The sequence below is a fragment of the Nonomuraea sp. NPDC049152 genome (assembly GCF_040648355.1).
GTDB lineage: Bacteria > Actinomycetota > Actinomycetes > Streptosporangiales > Streptosporangiaceae > Nonomuraea.
The window spans coordinates 49,299-70,513 of record NZ_JBEZDO010000012.1; the positions used below are offsets into that span (position 1 = coordinate 49,299).

General features: G+C 71.6%; 18 protein-coding genes and 3 pseudogenes. 11 read left to right on the forward strand and 10 right to left on the reverse strand.

Features of this window, described 5'->3' with window-relative positions; all coding sequences use genetic code 11:
* Positions 1-23: 23 nt before the first annotated feature.
* Both AB0B45_RS22560 and AB0B45_RS22565 read right to left on the reverse strand, forming a co-directional pair.
* Complete coding sequence (locus tag AB0B45_RS22560; protein ID WP_358133485.1) at positions 24-875, reverse strand: alpha/beta hydrolase; 852 nt, start codon at positions 873-875, stop codon at positions 24-26.
* Between the two features lie 86 nt (positions 876-961).
* Positions 962-1,582, reverse strand: a complete 621-nt coding sequence (locus tag AB0B45_RS22565; RefSeq protein ID WP_358133488.1) for a helix-turn-helix domain-containing protein — start codon at positions 1,580-1,582, stop codon at positions 962-964.
* Positions 1,583-1,683: 101 nt separating this feature from the next.
* On the opposite strand from AB0B45_RS22565, the gene AB0B45_RS22570 reads away from it, so the two are divergent.
* The 4 genes from AB0B45_RS22570 to AB0B45_RS22585 all read left to right on the forward strand — a co-directional run bounded on the left by AB0B45_RS22570 (position 1,684) and on the right by AB0B45_RS22585 (position 5,859).
* A complete protein-coding gene (locus tag AB0B45_RS22570) occupies positions 1,684-2,856 on the forward strand; it encodes a cytochrome P450 (protein ID WP_358133491.1) in 1,173 nt (390 codons plus the stop codon).
* 23 nt (positions 2,857-2,879) lie between these two features.
* Positions 2,880-3,077: a ferredoxin gene (locus AB0B45_RS22575; protein WP_358133493.1), complete on the forward strand. Its 198-nt coding sequence runs from the start codon at positions 2,880-2,882 to the stop codon at positions 3,075-3,077.
* Positions 3,074-4,312 carry an FAD-dependent oxidoreductase gene (locus AB0B45_RS22580; RefSeq protein ID WP_358133496.1) on the forward strand — a complete coding sequence of 413 codons (1,239 nt, stop codon included), beginning with the start codon at positions 3,074-3,076 and terminating at the stop codon, positions 4,310-4,312. Before AB0B45_RS22575 ends, AB0B45_RS22580 begins: the two co-directional genes overlap by 4 nt.
* 146 nt (positions 4,313-4,458) lie before the next feature.
* Positions 4,459-5,859 (forward strand): PQQ-binding-like beta-propeller repeat protein, encoded by a 1,401-nt coding sequence (locus tag AB0B45_RS22585; RefSeq protein WP_358133499.1) that lies wholly within the window; start codon positions 4,459-4,461, stop codon positions 5,857-5,859.
* Positions 5,860-5,954: 95 nt separating this feature from the next.
* On the opposite strand, the gene AB0B45_RS22590 is transcribed toward AB0B45_RS22585, so the two are convergent.
* The 3 genes from AB0B45_RS22590 to AB0B45_RS22600 form a co-directional block, all read right to left on the reverse strand.
* Entirely contained in the window at positions 5,955-6,704 is a 750-nt protein-coding gene (locus AB0B45_RS22590) for an anti-sigma factor (RefSeq protein WP_358133502.1), read from the reverse strand.
* The gene (gene sigK / locus AB0B45_RS22595; RefSeq protein WP_358133504.1) at positions 6,701-7,294 is read right to left on the reverse strand and encodes an ECF RNA polymerase sigma factor SigK; all 594 of its coding nucleotides are present in this window, start codon (positions 7,292-7,294) and stop codon (positions 6,701-6,703) included. Before sigK ends, AB0B45_RS22590 begins: the two co-directional genes overlap by 4 nt.
* A gap of 146 nt (positions 7,295-7,440) precedes the next feature.
* Positions 7,441-9,060: a High-affinity nickel-transporter gene (locus tag AB0B45_RS22600; protein ID WP_358133507.1), complete on the reverse strand. Its 1,620-nt coding sequence runs from the start codon at positions 9,058-9,060 to the stop codon at positions 7,441-7,443.
* Between the two features lie 129 nt (positions 9,061-9,189).
* Here AB0B45_RS22600 and AB0B45_RS22605 point away from each other — a divergent pair.
* Positions 9,190-9,650: pseudogene (locus AB0B45_RS22605) on the forward strand (RNA-guided endonuclease TnpB family protein); the annotation flags it as partial.
* Positions 9,651-9,700: 50 nt separating this feature from the next.
* Here the strand turns inward: AB0B45_RS22605 and AB0B45_RS22610 are convergent.
* Together AB0B45_RS22610 and AB0B45_RS22615 are read right to left on the reverse strand one after the other, a co-directional pair.
* The gene (locus AB0B45_RS22610; RefSeq protein ID WP_358133510.1) at positions 9,701-10,993 is read right to left on the reverse strand and encodes a tetratricopeptide repeat protein; all 1,293 of its coding nucleotides are present in this window, start codon (positions 10,991-10,993) and stop codon (positions 9,701-9,703) included.
* A 62-nt stretch (positions 10,994-11,055) separates the two neighbouring features.
* Positions 11,056-12,447: a DUF4331 domain-containing protein gene (locus tag AB0B45_RS22615; RefSeq protein ID WP_358133513.1), complete on the reverse strand. Its 1,392-nt coding sequence runs from the start codon at positions 12,445-12,447 to the stop codon at positions 11,056-11,058.
* Positions 12,448-12,645: 198 nt separating this feature from the next.
* Between AB0B45_RS22615 and AB0B45_RS22620 the strand changes: the two genes are divergently transcribed.
* The 5 genes and pseudogenes from AB0B45_RS22620 to AB0B45_RS22640 all read left to right on the forward strand — a co-directional run bounded on the left by AB0B45_RS22620 (position 12,646) and on the right by AB0B45_RS22640 (position 16,329).
* On the forward strand, positions 12,646-13,404 hold the full coding sequence (locus tag AB0B45_RS22620) for a glucose 1-dehydrogenase (protein ID WP_358133515.1): 759 nt from the start codon (positions 12,646-12,648) through the stop codon (positions 13,402-13,404).
* A gap of 237 nt (positions 13,405-13,641) precedes the next feature.
* Positions 13,642-15,441 carry a phosphatidylglycerol lysyltransferase domain-containing protein gene (locus AB0B45_RS22625; protein ID WP_358133518.1) on the forward strand — a complete coding sequence of 600 codons (1,800 nt, stop codon included), beginning with the start codon at positions 13,642-13,644 and terminating at the stop codon, positions 15,439-15,441.
* Positions 15,417-15,512, forward strand: a pseudogene (locus tag AB0B45_RS22630) (helix-turn-helix domain-containing protein); the annotation flags it as partial. The gene AB0B45_RS22625 and the pseudogene AB0B45_RS22630, both read left to right, overlap by 25 nt.
* A gap of 93 nt (positions 15,513-15,605) precedes the next feature.
* Positions 15,606-15,764 (forward strand): annotated as a pseudogene (locus AB0B45_RS22635) (transposase); the annotation flags it as partial.
* Positions 15,765-16,137: 373 nt separating this feature from the next.
* Positions 16,138-16,329: a hypothetical protein gene (locus AB0B45_RS22640; protein WP_358133521.1), complete on the forward strand. Its 192-nt coding sequence runs from the start codon at positions 16,138-16,140 to the stop codon at positions 16,327-16,329.
* A gap of 261 nt (positions 16,330-16,590) precedes the next feature.
* On the opposite strand, the gene AB0B45_RS22645 is transcribed toward AB0B45_RS22640, so the two are convergent.
* Positions 16,591-17,454: a hypothetical protein gene (locus AB0B45_RS22645; RefSeq protein WP_358133523.1), complete on the reverse strand. Its 864-nt coding sequence runs from the start codon at positions 17,452-17,454 to the stop codon at positions 16,591-16,593.
* 526 nt (positions 17,455-17,980) lie between these two features.
* Positions 17,981-19,159: an esterase-like activity of phytase family protein gene (locus AB0B45_RS22650; RefSeq protein WP_358133525.1), complete on the reverse strand. Its 1,179-nt coding sequence runs from the start codon at positions 19,157-19,159 to the stop codon at positions 17,981-17,983.
* A 190-nt stretch (positions 19,160-19,349) separates the two neighbouring features.
* Between AB0B45_RS22650 and AB0B45_RS22655 the strand changes: the two genes are divergently transcribed.
* The gene (locus tag AB0B45_RS22655; protein ID WP_358133526.1) at positions 19,350-19,703 is read left to right on the forward strand and encodes a winged helix-turn-helix domain-containing protein; all 354 of its coding nucleotides are present in this window, start codon (positions 19,350-19,352) and stop codon (positions 19,701-19,703) included.
* Here AB0B45_RS22655 and AB0B45_RS22660 read toward each other — a convergent pair.
* Complete coding sequence (locus tag AB0B45_RS22660) at positions 19,692-21,089, reverse strand: GAF domain-containing protein (protein ID WP_358133529.1); 1,398 nt, start codon at positions 21,087-21,089, stop codon at positions 19,692-19,694. The genes AB0B45_RS22655 and AB0B45_RS22660 overlap by 12 nt on opposite strands.
* Positions 21,090-21,215: the final 126 nt, after the last annotated feature.

The following is a 21,215-nucleotide window of genomic DNA, read 5'->3' on the forward strand; positions in this document are numbered from 1 at the left end:
CGCCGAGGCCGCGTCCGTGGTGGTCAGCCCGCGACTGACGACAGCTCGGCGGCCAGCCACGGACGGATGACGGGAATGACCTGACCCGCCTGCATGGCCTGCATGTGGTCGAGCCCGTCGAGGACGCGCACCTCCCAGCCGAGCCCCTCGAGTTCCGCGCGCAGTGACAGGACGGGCCCGGCGATGTCCACCCGCGCGTCGTCCCACTCGGGCCCGTACACGATCGTGTCGGCCGAGCCGGCGAAGCACAGCCTGGGGCAGGTGATCCGGTCCTGGGCGGCACGGTCGTCGAAGCTCTGCAGCGCCTCGTAGAGCGTCACGAACTGGCGGGTCTGGTCGAGCGACATCGACACAGAGACGCTCGACCAGTCGCCGGGCTCTCCCTTGGCGGACGGCGCGTTCGGTGTCTCGCCCGCCATCCGGTGGGCGGCGTTGGTCACCTTGAGCATGTCCCCGTACGGCCCGGCGACGGGCGGGTAGCCGCCGATGGCGAGCGCCGTGAGGCGGTCGGTGCGGATGGCGAGCTGGATGCCGAGCACGGCCAGCCACGAGTACCCGTAGTAGGCGAAGCGGCAGGCGCCCGCCGCGTCGGCGATGGCGAGTATGTCCGCGGCGATGTTGTCGGGCGTGAGCGTGCCGGGCTTCGGCGCGCTCAGGACGTGCCCCTCGTAGTCGAAGGCGACGACTCGGAACGCGTCGCTCAGCCCGGTGATGATGGAGTGGCCGAGAGAGGGGTCGGCGCCCCACTTGCGCATCTCCTCGGCCTGGGGGCCCTCTTCGGCGGGCGTGGGGTTGAGCGGCAGCAGGACGGTCGGTCCTTCGCCGTGGACCTCCACCTCGATCGTGGATCCGTCGTGAAGGGTCGCGGATGGCATGGGCTCGTCCTCTCCGTCATCTCTATACGGCGTAAGCCGTTCTCTGCGAGAACAATACATTACGCCGTAAGGAGTTGTGTCCCCGATTACGGGGCGCCGAGGGTCTGGAGTCCGTTCGCGACCAGGTCGGCGGCGCGGCGGGTGGCTTCCCAGATCTCCTCGGGTGTGTCGCCGCGCTCCAGGCAGGCGGCCGAGGTGAGCTTGACGGCGCCCACCAGCGCGCCGACGGCGGTGGCGGCGGCGACGAGATCCAGCTCGCCCGGATAGGCCTCTCTGAGCGCCCGCACGAGCCGCCGCTGGGTGTCGAACAGCAGGTGCAGCTCCCGCGCCTGCAGGGCGGGGACCGTGGCGACCAGCCGGCTGCGCACAGGCGCGAGCCGCATCGCGAGTTCGGAGTCCGCCGAGCCGGAGAACAGGCCCTCCACGAGGAGGCGGCGCAGCAACTCGACGAGCGTCTCGTCGGGCCCGCGCCGGTCGATGAGCTCCAGGGCCCGTTCGAGCCTCGTGTGGTCGTCGAAGAAGACGACGTCCTCCTTGCCGGCGAAGTAGGCGAAGAACGTCCGTGGCGCGACCCCTGCCTCCTGCGCGATCTCGGCGAGGGTGGTCTCCTCGTAGCCCTTGTCCTCGAAGAGGCGGAGCGCCGCCTGGACGAGCGCGTGCCGGGTCCGGAGCTTCTTCCGCTCCCTGTGCCCAAGTTCCTCAACCATGCGGCCAGCGTACTGCATAGCTTGCATTTTCGCGATGGTTGCAATTTTACGATGACTGCGCTTTTAATGGGCGGAGAACGTCAACGGACAAGGAGCCGCCAATGTCGCGATCCACCCTGCCCACCGCACGCCAGAACCCCTTCGACCCGCCACAGGAGCTACGGCTCTGGCAGGCGGAGGGCCCGATCCGCCCCATGACCTACGCCGACGGACACCAGGGCTGGCTGGTGACGGGCTACGCCGCCACGCGGGCCGTCCTCGGAGACCCCCGGTTCAGCGTCCGCTCGGAGCTGGCGCACTCGCCGCTGGCCAAGCCCACGAGCCTGAGCGTGCCTCCCGGGTTCTTCCTCCGCATGGACCCGCCGGAGCACACCCGCTACCGCCGCCTGCTGACCGGCGAGTTCACCGTCCGGCGGATGAAGGCGCTCGAACCCAGGATCGAGGCCATCGTCGCCGACCAGCTCGCGCTGATGGAACGGCACGGCTCGCCGTCCGACCTGGTGGAGGACTTCGCCCTGCCGATCCCCTCGCTGGTGATCTGCGAGCTGCTCGGGGTGTCGTACCAGGACCGCGAGAAGTTCCAGCGGGACTCCGCCATGCTCCTCAACGTCGAGGCCGAGCCGAAGCGACGCGAGACGGCGTTCGCCGACCTCATGACGTTCCTGTCCGAGCTGGCCGTGCGCAAGCGCGCCGAGCCGGAGGACGACCTGCTCAGCGGCCTGGCCGCCCAGCGGGACCTGACCGAGCAGGAGCTGGCCGGGATCGCGTTCCTGCTGCTCATCGCCGGCCACGAGACCACGGCCAACATGCTCGCCCTCGGCACCTTCGCCCTGCTGTCCAACCCCGCGCGGCTGGCCGCCCTCCGCGACGCGGGCCCAGAGGCGGTGGCGGCCTCGGTCGAGGAGCTGTTGCGCTACCTGAGCGTCCTCTTCCATGTCGTACGGGTCGCCCTGGAAGACGTCGAGGTCGAGGGCCGGACGATCAAGGCGGGGGAGTCCGTGACCCTCTACCTGGCCCAGGCCAACCGCGACGCCGAACGCTTCGCCGCCCCCGAGGAGCTCGACCTGACCCACTCCGTGGCGGGGCACCTCGCCTTCGGCTACGGCATCCACCAGTGCCTGGGCCAGCAGCTGGCCAGGGTGGAGATGCGTATCGCCTACCCCGCGCTGCTGCGCCGCTTCCCCGGCCTGCGGCTCGCGGTGGGAAGCGAAGAGGTCCCGCTGCGCACCGACATGGCCATCTACGGCGTGCACGCGCTGCCGGTCGCCTGGTGAAGCGCGGGAAAGGGAAGTCCGTCATGCGAGTGACCGTCGACGTCGACAGGTGCAGCGCCTCGGGGCAGTGCGTGCTGTTCGCGCCCAACGTGTTCGACCAGCGCGAGGAGGACGGGATCGTGATCCTGCTCAACCCCACGCCCGCGCCCGAGGACCACGCCGCCGTGCGGCAGGCGGCCATCGCCTGTCCTACCGCGTGCATCCACGTGGAGGAGACGTGACGCCGGACGTGACGCGACCGCGCCGCGTCGCCGTCGTGGGGGCCGGAGCCGCCGGACTGGCCGCCGTCCAGGCCCTGCGCCTGGAGGGGTTCGACGGCGCGCTCACCCTCGTCGGCGACGAGGCAGGTCCACCGTACGATCGGCCTCCCTTGAGCAAGCAGCTGCTCAGCGGGGAGTGGCGGCCGGATCGGCTGGCTCTGCGGACCGCCGCCGAGATCGCCGCGCTGGATCTGGACCTGCGTCTCGGCGTCACCGGGACCCGCCTCGACCCGCGGGCGGGACGGCTCACGCTGTCCGACGGCACGTCCGTCCCGTACGACGGGCTGATCATCGCCACCGGGGTCCGCGCTCGGCGCATGCCGGGCACCGGCGGCCTGGCGGGGGTGCACGTGCTGCGGACCCTCGACGACGCGCTCGGGCTCCGTGACGCGCTGGTGCGGGGCAGCCGCCTCGTCATCGTCGGCGCGGGATTCCTGGGGGCCGAGGTGGCGGCCACCGCTCGACGTCACGGCGTCGAGGTGTGCCTGGTGGAGCCCGGGGCGGTCCCGATGGGGAGGGCCGTCGGGCGTCGCGTCGGCGAGGTGCTCGCCGACCTCCATCGCGGCCACGGGGTCAGGCTGCGCACCGGCGTCGCCGTGTCGCGCGTCCTTTCCACCGGCGGGCGCGCCACCGGGGTCGAGCTCCAGGACGGCTCCGTTCTCGCCGCCGACACCGTCCTGGTGGCCATCGGCTCGACGCCCGACACCGGCTGGCTGCGCGACAGCGGGCTGCACCTGCTCGACGGCGTCCTCTGCGACCAGTACTGCGCGGCCGCTCCGGGAGTCTTCGCGGCGGGGGACGTCGCCCGCTGGTCCCACCCGTCGTACGGCAGGCTCATGCGCGTCGAACACCGCACCAACGCCACCGAGCAGGGCATGGCCGCGGCCAGGAACCTGCTGGCGGGATCCGGCGCCACGCCGTTCGCGCCGACGCCGTACATCTGGTCCGACCAGTACGACAGGAAGATCCAGATCTTCGGAGACCCGTGCGGCGACCAGGCCCTGATCGTGGAAGGCGCGGTCGCGGAGGGCAGGTTCGTGGCGGTGTACCGGCAGGGCGACCGCGTCTCCGGTGTCCTGGCGATGAACATGCCAGGACCCCTGCGGCGCTGGCGGGCCGCGATCACCGGCGGGCCCGAACTGGGCGAAAACGCCCGCATGCTCGCGGGACGCCTCGCGGACGCGACGCCACTTTAGCCGATTTTCCGGGTTCGGTTACTAAAGTGACTGGTGTGTGTCAGGGGGATCAGCGACAACCTGGGCCTTACGGGCAGCCGCCCTACCAACAGGCCCCGTATCGGCAACCTCCGCCAGGGCCGCCCCGCAAAGGCAGAGGCCGGCTCGTGCCCGTCCTGGCGGGAGCCGTGCTCCTGGCGGTCGTGGCGGCAGGAGCCGTCGTCGTCCTGGTACGCCCATGGGACGGCGGAGCGGGCGCCCCGGCCGGCGGCGGCCCACGCGACGAGCGGACGACGCGAGCCTCCCCGAGCATGACGGCCGAACTGACCGGCGAGGAGGCGTGGGCGGTGGCCGCCGTCACCGACGACCGCGCGGGACACGCGGGATCGTTCGGCTCGTGGCTCGCCGGCGGCCTCCTCGTCCGCGCGGACGCCACCGGCGTGGTCGGCCTCGCCGCCGGAACCGGCGAGCCGCGCTGGAAGCTGCCGCCCCCCGACGGCGGGAAGTTCTGCGGCGTCGGCCAGGAGGCCAGGAACGGCACGGCGGTCCTCGCCTACGGCTCCCTCCGGCGGTCGGAGGTGGTGCAGGGCATGACGCACGTGGACTGCACGGCGATCACGCTGGTCGACCTCGCCACCGGCAAGCGGCTGTGGAGCGCCGACCTCAGAGACACCGACAACTACCGCTCGCTGCGCAGAGGCGGCCTGTCCCCGCCCAAGCGGGCCTCGCTCGCGATCGTGGGCCGGTCCGTCGTCGTGGCCTACGGCTTCAGCGCCGTCGGATACGGCCTGGCGGACGGCGCCAAGAGCTGGGAGATCAAGGACGCCCGCGGCAAGGGCGACGGCGGCTCCTGCGCCTTCACCGACGTGCTGGCCGCGCCCGACGCCGCCGTCATGCTCGCCACGTGTGACAAGGCCTACCCGGTGGCGGTGTTCGGCGTGAACGCCTCGACGGGCGCCAGGCGCTGGCGTACCGACCTGACCGCCGATCAGGTGGGCCACGATTCGGGCGTGGCCACCTGGCTGGTCTCCGCCAAGCCCATCGTGCTGGCCGCGGTCATGGGCGAGCCCCGCTACCTGGTCCTGGGCAAGGGCGGAAAGCGGGTCACCACGATCCCGCGGACCGGCGAGTACGGCACGCTCGACATGTCCGCCGTGGGTCTCAGCGGCACCGATCGCGGCCGGTTCAGGGCGCTCGTCGCGGGGCGGACCATGGTGACGCTCACGAAGGAGCGCAAGGTCAACGACTACCGCTCGAGCAACGCCGTCGTGGCGATCGACCTCACGAACGCCGAACTGCTGTGGAGCAGGAGCCTGGGCGAGGAGGCCACCGCGATCCCCGCCCTGATCGACCGCGAGACCGCCATCGTGATGCGCGGCGGAACCTACGAGGAGCCGCCCCAGCCGTACCGGCTGAAACTCGCCGACGGATCGGGCGGCGCCATGGGGCCCGCCTATTCACGCGACCTCATCGGGCTGGCCCACACCTCGCTGTTCAGGTTCGGCGGAAAACGGCTGTTCCTGGTCTCCGAGATCCACACCAAGCTGGCCGCCGTCGCCCTGAGCTGAGCGGCTCGGAAGCGACCGAGGACCGCCGTCGGCCCGGACGGCGAGCCGGACGTGGGTCCGCGGGCCGGGTACGCCGACGGTGGCAGGCGTTGACGTCACGCGGCCGGCAGGTCCATCACCAGCAGCGGCGTCGTGGTCGGAGCGGCCGAGCCGCCCGCCGGCTCCACGGTCAGCCCGACCGACGTGGCCCCCGACACCGGTACGGCCACCGTAGGCGCCGTGTAGCCGCTGTCATCCGGCCGCAGCAGCCCGGCAGGATGCGCCTGCCCCGGCGAGAGCTGCCAGAGCTGGTAGGTCTTGTCGTCGGGCAGCGGAGCCAGCCCCGAGGCGATGAACACCATCCGCCCCGCCGAGCGGGACAGCACCACGGTGCCCTCCACGCCCTGCCCCTCCTTGAGGCTGGCCCGGCGCGCGTCAGGGGCCGCCAGCACCGCCTCCACCTGCCTGTTGGCCGTGCGCAGGTCATCCAGCTCGGTCCTGGCCTGATAGGCGAGCGCGCCCAGCGCGACCGCCGCGGCCACGCCCGCGGCGGCGACCACCTTGGCGGCCCGCGCACCCACCCGCCCGCGGGTGAACCCGCGGTGCGATCCCTGCCGCGCCACGACCGGAGGCAGCTGCCTCACCTGACCGATCTCGGCCATCACCCGGCTCTTCAGCTGGGGCGGCGGCGTCGCGGCCATCGCCTGGCCGAGGAGGGCGGCGGTCTCGGCCAGCCCCCCGACCTCCTGCGCGCAGTCGCCGCACCCGTCCAGGTGCGCCTCGAAGCGCCTGCGCTCCAGCTCGTCGTCGATGGCGTCCAGCGCGTATGCGCCCGCCAGCATGTGCACGTCCTGCCCGCCGTTCATCGCTCCACTCCCAGGCAATCGCGCAGCCGGATGAGGCCATCGCGCATGCGGGCCTTGACGGTCCCGAGGGGAACCTTGAGCAGCTCGGCGACCTCACGGTAGGAGTACCCGCCGAAGTAGGCGAAGGTCACCGACTCCCGTTGCAGCTCGGTCAGTCCCGTCAGGCACCTGCGCAGCCGCTCCCGCTCCAGGCTGTTCTCCACGGACTCGGCCACCTCGTCGAAGGGCCTGCGCACGTCCATGCGCGCGACCCTGTCCTCTCGCTCGGTGACCGCGCTGGCCGAGCGCACCCTGTCGATGGCGCGGCGATGGGCGATCGTCATGATCCAGGCCATCGCCGAACCCCGTCCCGGCTCGTAGCGGGCGGCGTTGCGCCACACCTCCACCAGCACCTCCTGGGCGACCTCCTCGCTCTGCGCGCGATCACGCAGGACGCGCACCACCATGCCGAAGACCCGTGCCGCCACCTGCTCGTACACCTGCTCGAACGAGGCGCGGTCGCCGCGGGCCACCCGGCCCAGCAGCTCCTCCAGCCCGGGACTTCGGCCGTCGCCCGACCGGTCCCGCGTCGACCCCGGCTCCGCTCGCATGTGCCCTCCCGTCACCATCCGCATACTGGTCATTCGCGGCCACTCGGCTTCCGGACGGGTGCGACGCGTGATTCGTGGCCCGCGTGCATCACGCTCCAGCGCGCGCTGCCGGCTGTCAACGTCCGGCTCACGGCCGCGCGCGATCGTCACGACAGGAACAGGTCGCCGAGGCTTCTCAGGGTGAGGCCGAGACCGAGCAGGACCACCAGGAGCGCGGTCGCCCCTGGGGCGAGGGCCGACAGCCGGGCGGGCAGGGCCCGGCCCGCGTGCGCGAGACGGTCGAGGCGGGCGGCCAGCGTGACCAGCAGGAGGCCGGTGGCGGTGAGCGTGGCCGCCATGCCGAGGCCGTAGGCGAGGACGAGGGCGACGCCGAACCACGTGCGGCCCAGCGCGATCGCGCCCAGCAGCACGACCAGCGCGGACGGGCTGGGGATCAGGCCTCCCGCGACGCCGAGACCGATCAGGCCGCGACGGCCGGGGGCCGACGGTACGGGGACGGGGGCCTGTTCCCGCCGCTCCTCCAGGAGAGTCGCCGTCGCGGACACCTCGCCGTGTCCATGCCCGTGCCCGTGTCCATGCCCGTGTCCATGCCCGTGCCCGTGCCCGTGCCCGTGCCCATGCCCGTGCCCATGCCCGTGCCCATGCCCGTGGCCATGCCCGTGGCCGTGGAAGGCAGTGGCGGCGGTGCCCGTGCCGATCGACTTCCAGGCGGAGCGGGCCAGCCCCGCCCCGATGGCGGTGATCAGCAGGCCGCCCGCCGTACCCAGCCAGGCCAGCACCGCCTCCCCCGCGAGGCTGGAGAAGAGGGTCAGCAGCAACCCCACCGCCAGCACCCCGGCCGTGTGGGTCACGGTCACCGTCGCGCCGACGAGCAGCGCATCCCTCGGACGGCCCCTCCGCCCCGCCAGGTAGGCGGCCATGATGGTCTTGCCGTGCCCGGGGATCAGCGCGTGCCCAGCCCCGAGGACGGCGGCCAGCAGCACCGCGAGGACGCCCAGCGGAAGCGTGAGCGACTCGGCGCCGACCAGCTCGGTGAAGGTGCGGTCGAGCGTCGCGAGCGCGTCGCCGATCAGGCCTCCGGCGGGAACGACGCCTGGCAGGACGGGCGCGGAGGGACCCGAGCCCGCTCCCGCGCCCCGGACGACGGACAGCTCGGCCGCGCGCTGGTCGAGCGGGCTGGACAACAGGTCGTCGGGATAGCGGCGAAGCTCCTGGCTGACACTGGTGGCGGGCACCGTCGAGCCGGCCAGCCGGACGCCCTCGGCCACGGCGGTGATCTCCCGCCAGCCGATGCGGTCGGCAAGGAAGCCGTCGCTGAACCCGACGGTCCCCGGCCCGCCGTCCGCTCTCAGCCGGCAGGTGAGGCGGCTGGTCCACAGCCCTCCCTGGCCGGGAGCGTAACCGTGGCCCGCCTCGGTGACCTGCCACGGCCTGGCCGCGCCGTTCACGGTGAGCCGCTGGGCCGAGGCCAGCGCGGCGCACTCCGCCGTGGCGTGCGCCGCGTGCTCGGCGTCCGAGACGGTGCCGTCCCCGTCGGCGTCGACCGACGGCTTGGCCTGCAGCGTCGGCAGCTCGGCGCTGTCCACGATCGCGAGGTTCTCGATCCTGTCGGGCAGGACCTTCAATCCGTCGTAGTGGTTGACGGTGAAGTTGCCCAGCGGGTGGGCGAGCGTGGCGGCGGCGGCCGGCGGCGCGACCGTCGCGGTCAGCGCGGCCGCCGTCGCCAGTGCGGCGCACAGGCCGGCCGCGCGGCCGTACCGCTTCATCGGAACTCCTGAAGCGTGGAGACCCCGGGCTTCCGCCCTGGGGAGGAAACGCGGCACGGTGCTACACCTTCCTTTCGAACAAACATGCGATACCTAGCTGATCGTTCGGTAGAATGCGAGACGTGGCGCGCGCGGATCGCCGATCGGCGCCGTGATTTCCTGCACAAAGTGACTACTCGACTCGTCCGTGACTTGACGAACATAGGGGCATCCAAACGGTCGTGATCGAGGACCTCGCCGTGCGCAACATGGTCAAGAACCATCGCCTGGCGCGCGCCATCTCGGATGCGAGCTGGCGCGAGCTGCGCGGCATGCTGGAGTACAAAGCAGCGTGGTACGGGCGGGAACTCGTGGTCGTGGACCGGTGGTTTCCCTCCTCCAAGCTGTGCTCGGCGTGCGGAGCCCTGCAAGAGACGATGCCGCTGAACGTCCGGAGCTGGGAATGCGTGTGCGGCGCGTCCCCTGACCGGGATGTGAACGCGGCCAAGAACATCCTCGCGGCCGGGCTGGCCGAGAGGTGAAACGCCTGTGGAGCCGGCGTGAGACCCAAGCGGCGCAAGCTGGGCGGGCGGCCGGCGGTGAAGCAGGAAACCCGACCCGCGAGGGTTGGAGTCCCCCGGCTTCAGCCGTGGGAAGGAGGTCAAGAGAACCTCGCAAGGGCGGGAAGGGCGGGCACGAACGTGGGGTTGGCCGCCTCGGCGCGGGCGGTGGTGCGGGCGGCCGCGGCCGTGTCGCCGAGCGCGTGCTCGATGGCGGCGCGGTGCCGGAGCACGAGCGCGTTGCGCCAGCCGGTCGAGGTGGCCTTGACGGCGTACGGCAGGGCCTCGCGGTCGCGTCCGGCGCGGTGGAGCGCCCAGGCCAGGGCGTCGGCGGCCGACAGGTTGGGGTGGCGGGCGTACTCGGCGCGGGCGTGGCCCACGGCCTTGGCGGGGGAGCCGTGGTCGGCCTCGAACTCGGCCCAGGTCAGGTCGTCCTTCACGGCCGCGGCGTCCATGAGCTCGCGCTGGGCCCGCAGCAGCTTCCACTGCGGTGCGGGGTCGCGGCCCGCCGCGGCGAGGGCCTCGCCGTACTCGATGATGTACTGCGGCAGCGGCAGGCGGGCGACCAGCGTGGCGTAGTCGTCCAGCGCCTGCGGGAGCCGTCCCGACAGCGCGGCCGCCCTGGCCCCTCCCGCGAGGGCGGGGGTGAAGCCGGGCGCGCTGTCCAGGGCCAGCCGGTACTGCTCGGCGGCGGCGGGCAGATCACCCGCGTGCAGCGACAGCTCGCCGAGCGAGAAGCGGGCGTAGGCGACGTCCTCGGGGGCGTAGGCGTCGCGGAGCGCGTAGCCGAGGAGCTTGCGGGCCTGGGCGAGGTCGCCGCGCAGTTCGGCGGCGTAGGAGGCGCGCGTGTAGGAGGAGATGCCCGGACGCAGGGCCATCATTCGGTCGGCGGCCTTCGCGGCGTCGCCGTAGCGGCCGAGCTGGGTGTAGGCGTCGGAGAGCACCCCGTAGGCGGTCGAGCCGTACGGGTTGGCGGCGATCGCCTGGTCGGCCACCCGTACGGCCCGCGCGAAGTCGTGCCGTCCCGCGGCCAGCGCCGCGCTTCCCGTCAGGGTGGCGGCGTCGCCGGGGGCCAGCGCGGAGGCGCGGTCCAGGGCCTGCTGGGCCCGCGCGTAGAGGGACGGGTCGGAGGTGATCCTGGCCTCCTGGACGTAGGCGGCGCCGAGCTGGGCCCACGCGTGGTGGTCGAGCGGCAGCCGTCGCAGCCTGGCGTTCAGCGCGTCGACGACCGCGCGCACGGACGTGGTGGACACGGCCGTCTCGACCCGCGCGGCAGGGGCGGGCGCCGACGCGGCGGGCGGAGCGGACGAGGGGAGCAGGGCCGCGGCGGCGGTCAGGGCGACGGCCAGAACCAGGCCGCCCGCGGCGAGCGCCACCCCGCGTCGTGATGGCATCACGATGACCTCCAGTGAAAGGTGAGGGGAGCGGGGCCGGGGTGCCCGGCCCCGCGTGGGGCTCAGCGCGCCGCGCCGGCGTTGACCGAGGTGTTCCCCGGGAGCGCGACATAGGGGAAGGACCCGCCGAACGCCTTGTCGTTGGCGTCCACCTTGTCGCCGGCGGCCAGGGCGTCGACGAGCTTGCCGGTCTGGGCGGCGCCGGCCATCGCCTGGAGCGCGATGTCCACGACGTCGTCGGAGAGACGGCGGCCGTTCGGGAAGCCCTGCAGGTCACCGGCGAGCACGCCCAGCCTGTTGGGGGAGGCGGTCGGCGGGATGGACATGTTCAGCCGCAGCATCTCGGAGGGACGCAGCTTGCCTGCGTCCTTGTTGAGGATCTGCGAGTTGAGATCGGCCTTGATCGGACCGTTGTCCTTGGCGACGCCGGTCAGGAAGATCTCGACCAGGTCGTTGCGCGGGGTCTTGGGAGCCTTCAGGCCGTAGATCTTCTCCAGCAGCCGCGGGACCTCGGGACTGGTGACCCGCTTGACGACGGCGGGCAGGCCCGCGTCCTTGTCCGGGCTCACCGAGTTGAAGGCGTCCTTGAGCCCGGCGGGCAGGACGACCTCGTTGACCAGCGGCTGTCCCAGGCGGGAGACCTGCTTGAAGCCCTGCGGGCTCCACTTGTCCACGCTCGACCACACGCCGATGACGGGGTTGCGCCTGGCGTCTCCCTTGAGAGCCACGGCGTCCTTGGGCACCTGCAGGGCCAGCGTCTGCACGCCGTACCCCTTGAGAGTGTCCTGGCCGACCTCGGACAGGTTCCCGCCATAGAGCAGGTCGAAGACACGCAGGTCGAGGAAGAAGGGGTCCTCGGACTGGCCCGCGAACGACCTGCCGCCTCCTCGCACGGAGGCGATCGACTGGGCGCGCAGCGTGGCGTAGGACGGCATGGAGGCGGCCCCGGTGTTGCTGGGCGCGACGACGCCGTTCCTGACCAGCGTGGTGACCCCGTGCGGGGTGATGCGCTGGAGGGTGTAGCGCTGCCTGAACAGCAGGTTCGGGTCGTCGATGGAGGTGACGGGGCCGTTGTTGTAGAGGAACGTCGAGTTGCCGCGCCGGTCCTCGTCGCGGAACGTCCACTGGTAGGTGACGTCGGGCAGGGCGTCGCCGTTGCTGTCGATCTTGATGTTGTAGCGGGACTGCGTGTCGAAGGTGAAGAAGTTGGGCCCGCCGCCCGGTTCCTCGAACGGGAGGAAGTTCGCGAGCAGGGTGACCGTGTCGGTCTTGTCGGGGCTGACGAACGCGTAGACGTCGGTGTTGTCGTTGCGCGGGTCGCCGGCGATCAGCGGCGCCTCGCGATGCGAGGACGCGGTGCCGGTCGTGGGGTGCAGCAGGGCCAGGGACGAGGCCGTCAGTGCCGCCGCGGCGGCCAGCCCGATCAGGGCACGCCGGTTGGTCCGGAGCTTCATGTCAGTGTGATCCTTTGGATGCTGGTGCCTACTGGTCGAGAGGCCCGGCCGGAGTCCTCGACGCTTGATTCGGCGCCGGCGGGTCCGCGGATGGCTGGGATCCGGAGAAGTTTTCGCGCGCGGCTCGTCCGGACCGCGTGCCGTTAGGATTCGGCAGGCGCGACGCTGTGAAGGAGGCAACATGAGCGAGGCTGTGACGTGGGCGCGGAGCTGACCGGGCAGGTCGCGATCGTCACCGGCGGCACCTCAGGACTGGGTCACGCCATCGCGCTGGCCCTCGCCGAAGCAGGCTCGGCCGTCGCGGTCGTCGGCCGCTCACAGGACACCAGCGAGCGGGCCGCCGCCCTGATCGCGGCCGCCACCGGCCGGCAGGCACTCGGGCTGGCCTGCGACGTCAGCGACGAGCACGCCGTACACCGGGTCGTCGACGAGGTCGCCGACCGGTTCGGACGCCTGGACATCCTGGTGACCAGCGCGGGCGTCCAGGCCAGGGGAGAGCTCGGCGACCTGGACGCGGCCACCCTGCGCCGCTGCCTGGAGGTCAACGTCGTCGGGACCTTCGTGGCCTGCCAGGCGGCCGTCCCGCACATGCGCGCCGCGGGATACGGCCGCATCGTCACCCTGGCCAGCGCCCTCGGCCTCGTCGGCGCCGCGGGCAGGGCCGGCTACGCCGCCAGCAAGGGCGCGGTGGTCCAGCTCACCCGGAGCCTGGCGGTCGAGCTGGCCGGCACCGGCATCTGCGTCAACGCCCTGGCCCCCGGGCCGTTCCGCACCCCGCTCAACGAGAACGTCGACGACGACCCGCGGGTACGCGACTTCCTCGACCACCAGGTCCCCGCCGGCCGCTGGGCGGAGACCGGCGAACTGACAGCCGCCGCCCTCCTGCTGGCCGGCCCCGCCGCCTCCTATATCACCGGCGCGATCCTTCCCGTCGACGGCGGCTGGACCGCCCACTGACGACACACGCCGGTCGGGAGAGCTCCTGGTCGCCCAGCAGCGCTCCCACCCGGCCCAGTAGCGCGGGTCCAGTGCCGCCCGGCCAGACGCGGCCACACCCATACGGTGGCGACCAGCGCGCGCCGAGCGCCAGCACGGCCACGAGGAGCTGGAGCGGAACCGACGTGATTCCCATACCTCAAGGGTTACTCGCCATAGGTAAGGGGGGAGTTAACGCGCGGATTACCGTTCGCGGCGTTGAACTTCTCTGTGAGGCAGATCTCGCGCCCCTGGGTGCCGGCCGTCGCGGGCTACGCGTCGCTGACGATCGGGCTCCTCGACATCTTCAGGGCGGTGGCCCCCGGTTTCGGCCGCAGCAAAGTGGTGGCGTGGTCCGACGTGCTGCCCGGGATCGTGACCACGGTCGCACGCGCGTCCTCGCTGGTGGTGGGCATCCTGCTGGTGATGATCGCGCACGGCCTGCGCCGCAGGAAGGCGCGGGCCTGGCGGGCGGTCGTGATCCTGCTGCCGGTGAGCGCGACCGTGGCGTTCATCCACCTGCGCCATCCCGCCACCGCGGTCATCAGCCTGGTCATCCTGGCCGCTCTCCTGGTGAACCGGCGGGAGTTCTACGCGCTGTCCGATCCGCGCAGCCGGTGGCGGGCGCTGTGGAACCTGCTCGCGCTCGGCACGTTCTCCCTCGGCCTCGGATACCTGATCGTGAGCCTGCGCCCGCGGGTCATCGTGGGCGACCCGGGCGTGCTCGATCGGCTCGAGGAGGTGGCTCTCGGCCTGGTCGGCATCGAGGGCCCGGTGACGTTCACCATGGAGAGGGTGGGCGACCTGGTCTACTTCTCGCTGCTCGCGCTCGGCACCGTGACCGCTGTCACCACGGTCTATCTGTTGCTGCGCCCCGAGCGGCCGGCCGCCCGGCTGACGGACGAGGACGAGAGACGCCTGCGCCTGCTGCTCGACAGGCACGGTGAGCGCGACTCGCTCGGCTACTTCGCGCTGCGGCGGGACAAGAGCGTGCTCTTCTCGCCGTCCGGCAAGGCCGCGATCGCCTACCGGGTGGTCTCCGGCGTCATGCTGGCCAGCGGCGACCCGATCGGCGACATCGAGGCGTGGCCCGCGGCGATCAAGGTGTTCATGGCGGAGGCCAGGCGGCACGCCTGGGTGCCCGCCGTGATCGGCTGCGGCGAGACGGGCGGCGAGGTGTGGACCCGCGAGGCCGGGCTGTCCGCGTTGGAGATAGGCGACGAGGCGGTGGTCGAGGTCGCCGACTTCACGTTGGAGGGGCGGGCGATGCGCAACGTCCGCCAGATGGCCAACAGGACCGAGCGGGCCGGCTACACCTGCCTGGTACGCCGGGTGGCCGACCTGCCGGAGGAGGAGAAGGAGCGGATCAGGTCGGCGTCGGCCACCTGGCGGGGCGCCGAGACGGAACGCGGCTTCTCCATGGCCCTGGGCCGCTTCGGCGATCCGGCCGACCCCGACTGCGTGGTGGTCACCGCGCACCGGCAGGGCCAGATCAGGGCCGTGCTGCACTACGTGCCGTGGGGCCCGCACGGCATCTCCCTCGACCTCATGCGCCGCGACCGCGACGCCGACCCCGGGCTGAACGAGCTGCTGATCGTCAAGACGCTGCAGGCCGCCCCCGGCATGGGCATCACCCAGGTGTCGCTGAACTTCGCGATGTTCCGCGCGGCGCTGGCCCGCGGCGAGCGGCTGGGCGCGGGCCCGGTGCTGCGGGCGTGGCGGGGGCTGCTGGTGTTCCTGTCGCACTGGTTCCAGATCGAGTCGCTGTACCGGTTCAACGCCAAGTTCCGGCCGATCTGGGAGCCGCGGTTCGTCGTCTACCCGACGGCCCGCGACCTGCCCAGGATCGGCGTGTCGGCGCTGCAGGCCGAGGCGTTCATCAAAACCCCTGAAGCGTGGAGACCCCAGGATTCATCCGTGGGGAGGAAACGCGGCACGCGTGTCACAGGACTTTTATCGAACACACACCCGAAATCTGTCGAACTATCGCTAGAATGTGCGATGTGGCGCAGGCTGTGAAGCGGGCGTTCAAGTACCGCTTCCACCCGACCCCCGAGCAAGCCGAAGAGCTTGCCCGGACGTTCGGTTGCGTTCGCCTCGTCTACAACAAGGCGTTGGAGGAGCGCACCCGCGCTTACAGGCTGGAGGGCCGCCGGGTCTCCTACGTGCAGTCGTCGGCGGCGCTGAACCGGTGGTTTCCCTCCTCCAAGCTGTGTTCCGCCTGCGGGACCCTGCAAGACACGATGCCGTTGAACGTCCGGGAGTGGGTGTGCGCCTGCGGCGCATCCCATGATCGGGACGTGAACGCGGCCAGGAACATCCTCGCGGCCGGGCCGGCCGAGAGGTGAAACGCCTGTGGAGCTGATGTAAGACCTCAAGGGGAGACCTCCTCGGCGGGCGATCGGCGGTGAAGCAGGAAGCCCGACCCGCGAGGGTTGGAATCCCCGGTCTTCAGCCGTGGGGAGGAAGTCAACACGTTCGGCCTTCCGCTGCGCGGGCGCCTCGGCCGCGACGGCCGCCTGTCGTGGCTGTCTCGCCGGTGGCGCCGCAAGCCCGCCGAGCTGCCGCACTGAGGGACCGGCGACGGGTTCCTGCGCGGCTGGGTCAGGCCGACTGGGCAGCATGTCCGGCAATGAGGGTTTTTAACCTCGAACGCGCGGAACACGCGGCCCGCCTCGTCCGCGTCACCTACGAGGAGACGCCCGCGATCACCCGGTGAACGCCGACGCGCCTGACGTGCGGATCGAGACCATCGAGGTGCAGGACACGGTGGTCAACCCGATGGGCGTCAAGGGAGTGGGGGAGATCGGCATGGTCGGCTCGGGCGCCGCCGTCGCCAACGCGATCTTCCACGCCACCGGCCGCCGCCTGCACAAGATCCCGATCACGATCGAGGACCTGCTCTGACCCAAGGGTCGGGTGGACGGCCCTGACACGCCCGAAAGGGGCCGGGCGGACACGCGTGCCCGCTCGGCCCCCCGGGGTTCATCGCGACGGGTTCCCACTCGGCGGCGGCCGGTCCTGGATTCCTCCGGCGACGGCCGCCGCCCTGCCGGTGCTCTTGCGGCCTCGGCAGCGGGACTGATCATCAAGGGCAAGGCGGGGGCTGCTCGGAGGATCAGCCCCCGCCGCCGCACAGCAGGCGGCTACCTTGTCCTCGGTCTCGGATCAGGCCCTGGCCGCGTCCTGGGCGAGCGCGGCGTCGAGCCTCCGCTTGAGCTCGATCTCGAACTGGTTGCGCAGCTCGGCCTCGAGCCGGTTGCGGAGGTCCTGCTCAACCTTGTTCTTGACCTCGGCCTCGTTCTGGTTCCTGCTCTCGGCGTCCGCCCGGTTGCGGGCGTCGGCCTCCGCGCGCTGCCTGGCGTCCGCCTCCGCCTGTGCACGGTTGCGCGCCTCGGCGTCCGCCTCCGCCTGCGCGCGGTTGCGGGCGTCGGCGTCCGCGTCGGCGTCCGCGCGGTTGCGGGCGTCGGCGTCGGCACGCTGCCTCGCGTCGGCGTCCGACTCCGCGCGGTTGCGGGCGTCGGCGTCGGCACGCTGCCTCGCGTCGGCGTCCGACTCCGCGCGGTTGCGGGCGTCGGCGTCAGCGCGCTGCCTCGCGTCCGCGTCCGCCTCGGCCCGCTGCCTGGCCTCTGCCTCGGCCCGCTGCCTGGCCTCTGCCTCGGCCCGCTGCCTGGCCTCGGCCTCGGCCCGCTGCCTGGCGGTGGCGTCGGCGATGGCGTCCGCGTCGGACGAGGTGTTCAGGTGGAAGTTGACGTTCTGGTGCAGGTTCTGCGACTGGGTCTGCATCTGCTTCTGCAGCTGCCTCTGGAACTGACGCTGCCTCTGGAACTGCTTGTGGAACTGGGCGAGCAGGGTCCGGCCCCAGCGCCCGCCCCCGCAGCCGCCGCCCCCGCAGCCGCCGTGCCAGCCGGCGCTGGAGGCGGTGCTGGCGCTGGCCGCGGTGGCGGCGGTCGCGGCGCCGAGGCCCACAGTGCCGGCGCTCAGAACGCAGCAGACGGCGGCCGCTGTGACGACACCCTTGAGCTTATACATTGCGTGATTCCCCCTGAAAAGACTTGTTTTGCCCCAGCATGGCTATTCGCCAAATCGCTGGAAAACGCCCCATGTAACCCTGAAGGATTATCTTGCGCGCAACGTAGATATCCCGTCGATCGGCGGATAAACGGACATTACCCGCTTCTTTGTGCAACCAGCTTCCTGCTTGACTAAGCCGGATTTTCCGGCGCGTTCCCCGGGGCGGGGTGCTGCGGCGCTCTCCGCTGCCCGCGCGGGGGTGCCGCCACTTCAAGCACCCACTCTCGGCTGCGAGCCATCCGTGAGAAGCGCTTAGCCATCTCTTTTCCCGTTCCTCCTCGCGGACTTGAAGCAAGGGGCTGCGTGAGAGAGTGTGCACGCATCACGCAAAAGGGACAATTGCCCATTTAGCAATATCCGTCGGTGCGGTTATTCTGAATGGGGCGAAGAGGTCTTTTATCACACTCTTTGGGGCGGAAACGGGAATGTCGACGCGCAGGCGTGCGCGTCGACATCCGGATCACGTGGCAGGTGCGCGGCTCGTCTAGCGGTAGACCCTCGGGTCGGCGTGGAGGGCGCGTGCCAGGCGGATGGTGATGAACTCGTTGTTGTCCGGGCTGCCCGCCGTACGGCCCGAGGAGAAGGGGAAGTTGTTGTCGTTGAGGACGCCAAGCGTACGGTCGTCCAGGATGATCACGTCCTCGATCGTCTGGAACGGGAACCTGAACGTCCCCTCGGGCGAGACGAGATCGAGCAGGTCGGCGACCAGCGTCTTGTCGAGCGCGCCGTCGCCGTCCCTGTCCCGCGTGTCGGCCAGGTAGATGCGCTTGACCTTGGCCGCGTCGCCCTGCAGGTTGTCCCGCTCGATGATCAGGAACCGGTGGTCGTCGACCGCGATCGCGTCGCCGATGGCGTGGGAAGGGTCGTCGAGGCGGTAGGTCCACCGGCGGTCGGTGTAGGCGCGCTTGCGCAGGTCGAATTCGTGCATCCGCAACGTGCCGTCCGGGTCGCCGGTGACGGTGCCCTCCAGGAGGGGATAGACGCGGCGGCCGTCCACAGACCTGGCCATCCCCTCGAAGCCCTTGCTGCTGCGCAGGTTCGGCTGGGCGCCGTTCAGGTTCGGGTTCTCGGGCGCCCTGACGCCCGGCAGCTCGATCGGAGCGTCGATGAGCTCGCCCCGCCTGTTGACGTGCAGCAGGAACGGGCCGAACTCGTCGCCGATCCAGTACGTGCCGTCCAGGGAGCGCACGATCGACTCGACGTCGAAGTCGGCGCCGGTGAGCATGCGGTCCGCCCTGGTGAGCGGGAACGGCACGAGGCCGCGCGGGTCGGACAGGTTGAAGCCGCCGAGCACGTGCACGCTCTTCGCCCGGAAGTCCGGCCTGATCCGGTGCACGCGCAGCAGGAAGTCGGCACTGTTGGCCTTGGCGCCGAAGCCGTTGTCCGACAGCACGTCGTAGCTGCCGTCGCCGTGGCGGGCGATGCCGCTGAACCCCTGCACAGGCTGCCCGGAGAAGGGCGGGGTCAGGCCGTTGATCGGGGCCGTGCCCAGCTGTGCGCCGGACGCCTCGCTGCCGGGGACGAAGGTCTGGGCGGCCAGCGACGCGAAACCGGTCAGCGTCGCCCGGCCGTACTCCGGGCGACCGGGCTCGGCATTGGCGGCGGGAGCGGCGGCCCCGAGGGCCAGCGCGCCCGCGCACATCATCATCGCGATACGTCTCATGGCGGGCACCTTAGGGATGTCACATGACCGGATGCCGAACGGCGGGCGACGTCCGGACACCAACGGCGGCTTCGCCAAAGCCTGTCGCGTAACGGCGGCCGGTGGACCGGCACCCCGATGAAATCGACTTGCCGGGCTGTGTACGCTCCGGGAAAGCGATCTTCCCAATCTCCCCACGGGGGAACCCGCGGTGGAATTCGCGATCCTCGGAACAGTCCGCATCACCAGCCCGGAGGGACGCGTTCAACTCAGCGGGAAACAGCGCGCCGTACTCAGCGCCTTCCTGCTCCATCCGAACACGACGATCTCCAGGGAACGGCTGATCGTGGCACTGTGGGACAGCCCGCCGCGCTCGGCTTCCGCCAACATCGTCACCTACGTCCACCAGCTGCGCCGTGCCCTGATCGGCACGGCGCTGCGGGTGCGCACGGAGGGTTCGGGCTACAGCTGCGACCTGCCGCCCGACCGTCGCGGGGCACGCGGAGTCGGTGCCCAACCGGGATCAACGATGGGAGTCGCTCATACAAGGTCACTACAAGGGTGATACATCCACTCGTTCCAGCGCCTGCCGTACCACGAGGTCGTCACGCCCGTGCGGGGCGGTGACCCAGCGCGTCATGGCGTCGGCGTCGCCGGAGGACAGCACCTTCCCGCGCAGCCGTTGGTGCAGCCGGTCACGCAGCGCCTCGACGCCTTCCGCGCGCGAGGACGGCAATAGCGGGCCCCGGTAGCGGTCGAGCAGGTCGCCGACGCCGGCGGTGGCCAGCTCGACGTCCAGGGAGAGGAAGTCCGCCACCGTCTGCCCGAGCAGCCGGTACGGATCGGAGCCCAGGCGGTAGCCGAGGACGCGGCGCAGCCGGGTCATCTCCGCGCGAACGGTGACCGTCTTGCCGCCCTGCCCATACGTCAGGCGGGCGAGCGCGTCGGCGGTCAACCCGGCCGGATGGGCCGCCAGCAGCACGACGAGCTCGCTGTGCCGGGCGCTGAGCTCGTGGGCCGCGCCGTCCAGGCGGATCCACGCGCGGTCACGGCCGAGGGCGTGCAGCAGCAGGGCCTCGCTCGTGCTGTCGACGCCGTCGGTGCAGTGCACGGCGAAGGGCCCGGACGGCGACAGCCGTTCGAACACCACCCGCCGGCCGTCGGGGAGCGTAGCGGGACCCTCGTGGGGAGGCCGCGGCCAGCGCCGCGGAAGCCAGCCGCCCGGCGACGCGTGCAGCACGCGGCCGTCGGCGCCCACCAGCGCGCTGTGAATCCCCTTGTGGCGCATGACATGTTCCAGGTAGCGCATGCGCAACCGCTCGTCCTGCTGCCTGGTCTGCTCGCCCAGCTGCGCCTCGGCCAGCCGCGCGGCCGCGGCGACCAAGGGCAGCGACAGGGAGTTCGCGGCACGCGTGGGACAGGTCACGTCGATCGCGCCGAGCAGTTCGCCGGTGACCGGGTTCCTGATGGGTGCGGCCGAACAGGTGAAGTCCACGGCGACCGACAGGAAGTGCTCGGGGCCGCGCACGCGGAACGGCTGGCCCAGCGCGAGCGCCGTCCCCACCCCGCTGGTTCCCGCCTTGCCCTCGCTCCACAGCGCGCCCGGCACCAGGTGCACGCTCTCGGCCAGCCTGCGCGCCGACCTGTCGCCCATGACCCAGAGGAGGTGCCCCGCCGAGTCGCTGGCGAAGATCAGATGGCCGGGCTGCGTCGCCGCGTCGCGCAGCGTGCCGAGCAGCGTGGGCCAGACCGAGGCCATCGGATGATCGCGTTGCAACCCGCGCACGCGGTCCTCGGGCAGCTCGATGGGCGGAAGCGACCGGTCGGGATGGACTCCCTGGAGGCGGGCACGGTCCCAGGACGCACGTACCTCAGGGCGTACCTGCGCAGGTCGTTGGCCGCTCAGCGCGCTCTCGCGAGCACGGGCCAGCCGTCGCGTCGAGTCGTCCATGATCTCCTGCCGAAAAAGCTAGTACCGAATGCAACCCCTATGCAACGCGGCCGCAGCCCTTGGACGGCCAAGGCGCATAGCGGATAGTCGTTACGGTCCGGACATTTCCACCTGTGGGAGAGACAA

Bases quoted from the DNA above. Each gene is read 5' to 3' on its own strand.
- AB0B45_RS22600 (WP_358133507.1), bottom strand. From the start codon at position 9,060: ATGAAGCGGTACGGCCGCGCGGCCGGCCTGTGCGCCGCACTGGCGACG.
- AB0B45_RS22650 (WP_358133525.1), bottom strand. From the start codon at position 19,159: ATGAGACGTATCGCGATGATGATGTGCGCGGGCGCGCTGGCCCTCGGG.
- AB0B45_RS22645 (WP_358133523.1), bottom strand. From the start codon at position 17,454: ATGTATAAGCTCAAGGGTGTCGTCACAGCGGCCGCCGTCTGCTGCGTT.
- AB0B45_RS22660 (WP_358133529.1), bottom strand. From the start codon at position 21,089: ATGGACGACTCGACGCGACGGCTGGCCCGTGCTCGCGAGAGCGCGCTG.
- AB0B45_RS22575 (WP_358133493.1), top strand. From the start codon at position 2,880: ATGCGAGTGACCGTCGACGTCGACAGGTGCAGCGCCTCGGGGCAGTGC.
- sigK (WP_358133504.1), bottom strand. From the start codon at position 7,294: ATGCGAGCGGAGCCGGGGTCGACGCGGGACCGGTCGGGCGACGGCCGA.
- AB0B45_RS22610 (WP_358133510.1), bottom strand. From the start codon at position 10,993: ATGCCATCACGACGCGGGGTGGCGCTCGCCGCGGGCGGCCTGGTTCTG.
- AB0B45_RS22565 (WP_358133488.1), bottom strand. From the start codon at position 1,582: ATGGTTGAGGAACTTGGGCACAGGGAGCGGAAGAAGCTCCGGACCCGG.
- AB0B45_RS22570 (WP_358133491.1), top strand. From the start codon at position 1,684: ATGTCGCGATCCACCCTGCCCACCGCACGCCAGAACCCCTTCGACCCG.
- AB0B45_RS22615 (WP_358133513.1), bottom strand. From the start codon at position 12,447: ATGAAGCTCCGGACCAACCGGCGTGCCCTGATCGGGCTGGCCGCCGCG.
- AB0B45_RS22560 (WP_358133485.1), bottom strand. From the start codon at position 875: ATGCCATCCGCGACCCTTCACGACGGATCCACGATCGAGGTGGAGGTC.
- AB0B45_RS22590 (WP_358133502.1), bottom strand. From the start codon at position 6,704: ATGAACGGCGGGCAGGACGTGCACATGCTGGCGGGCGCATACGCGCTG.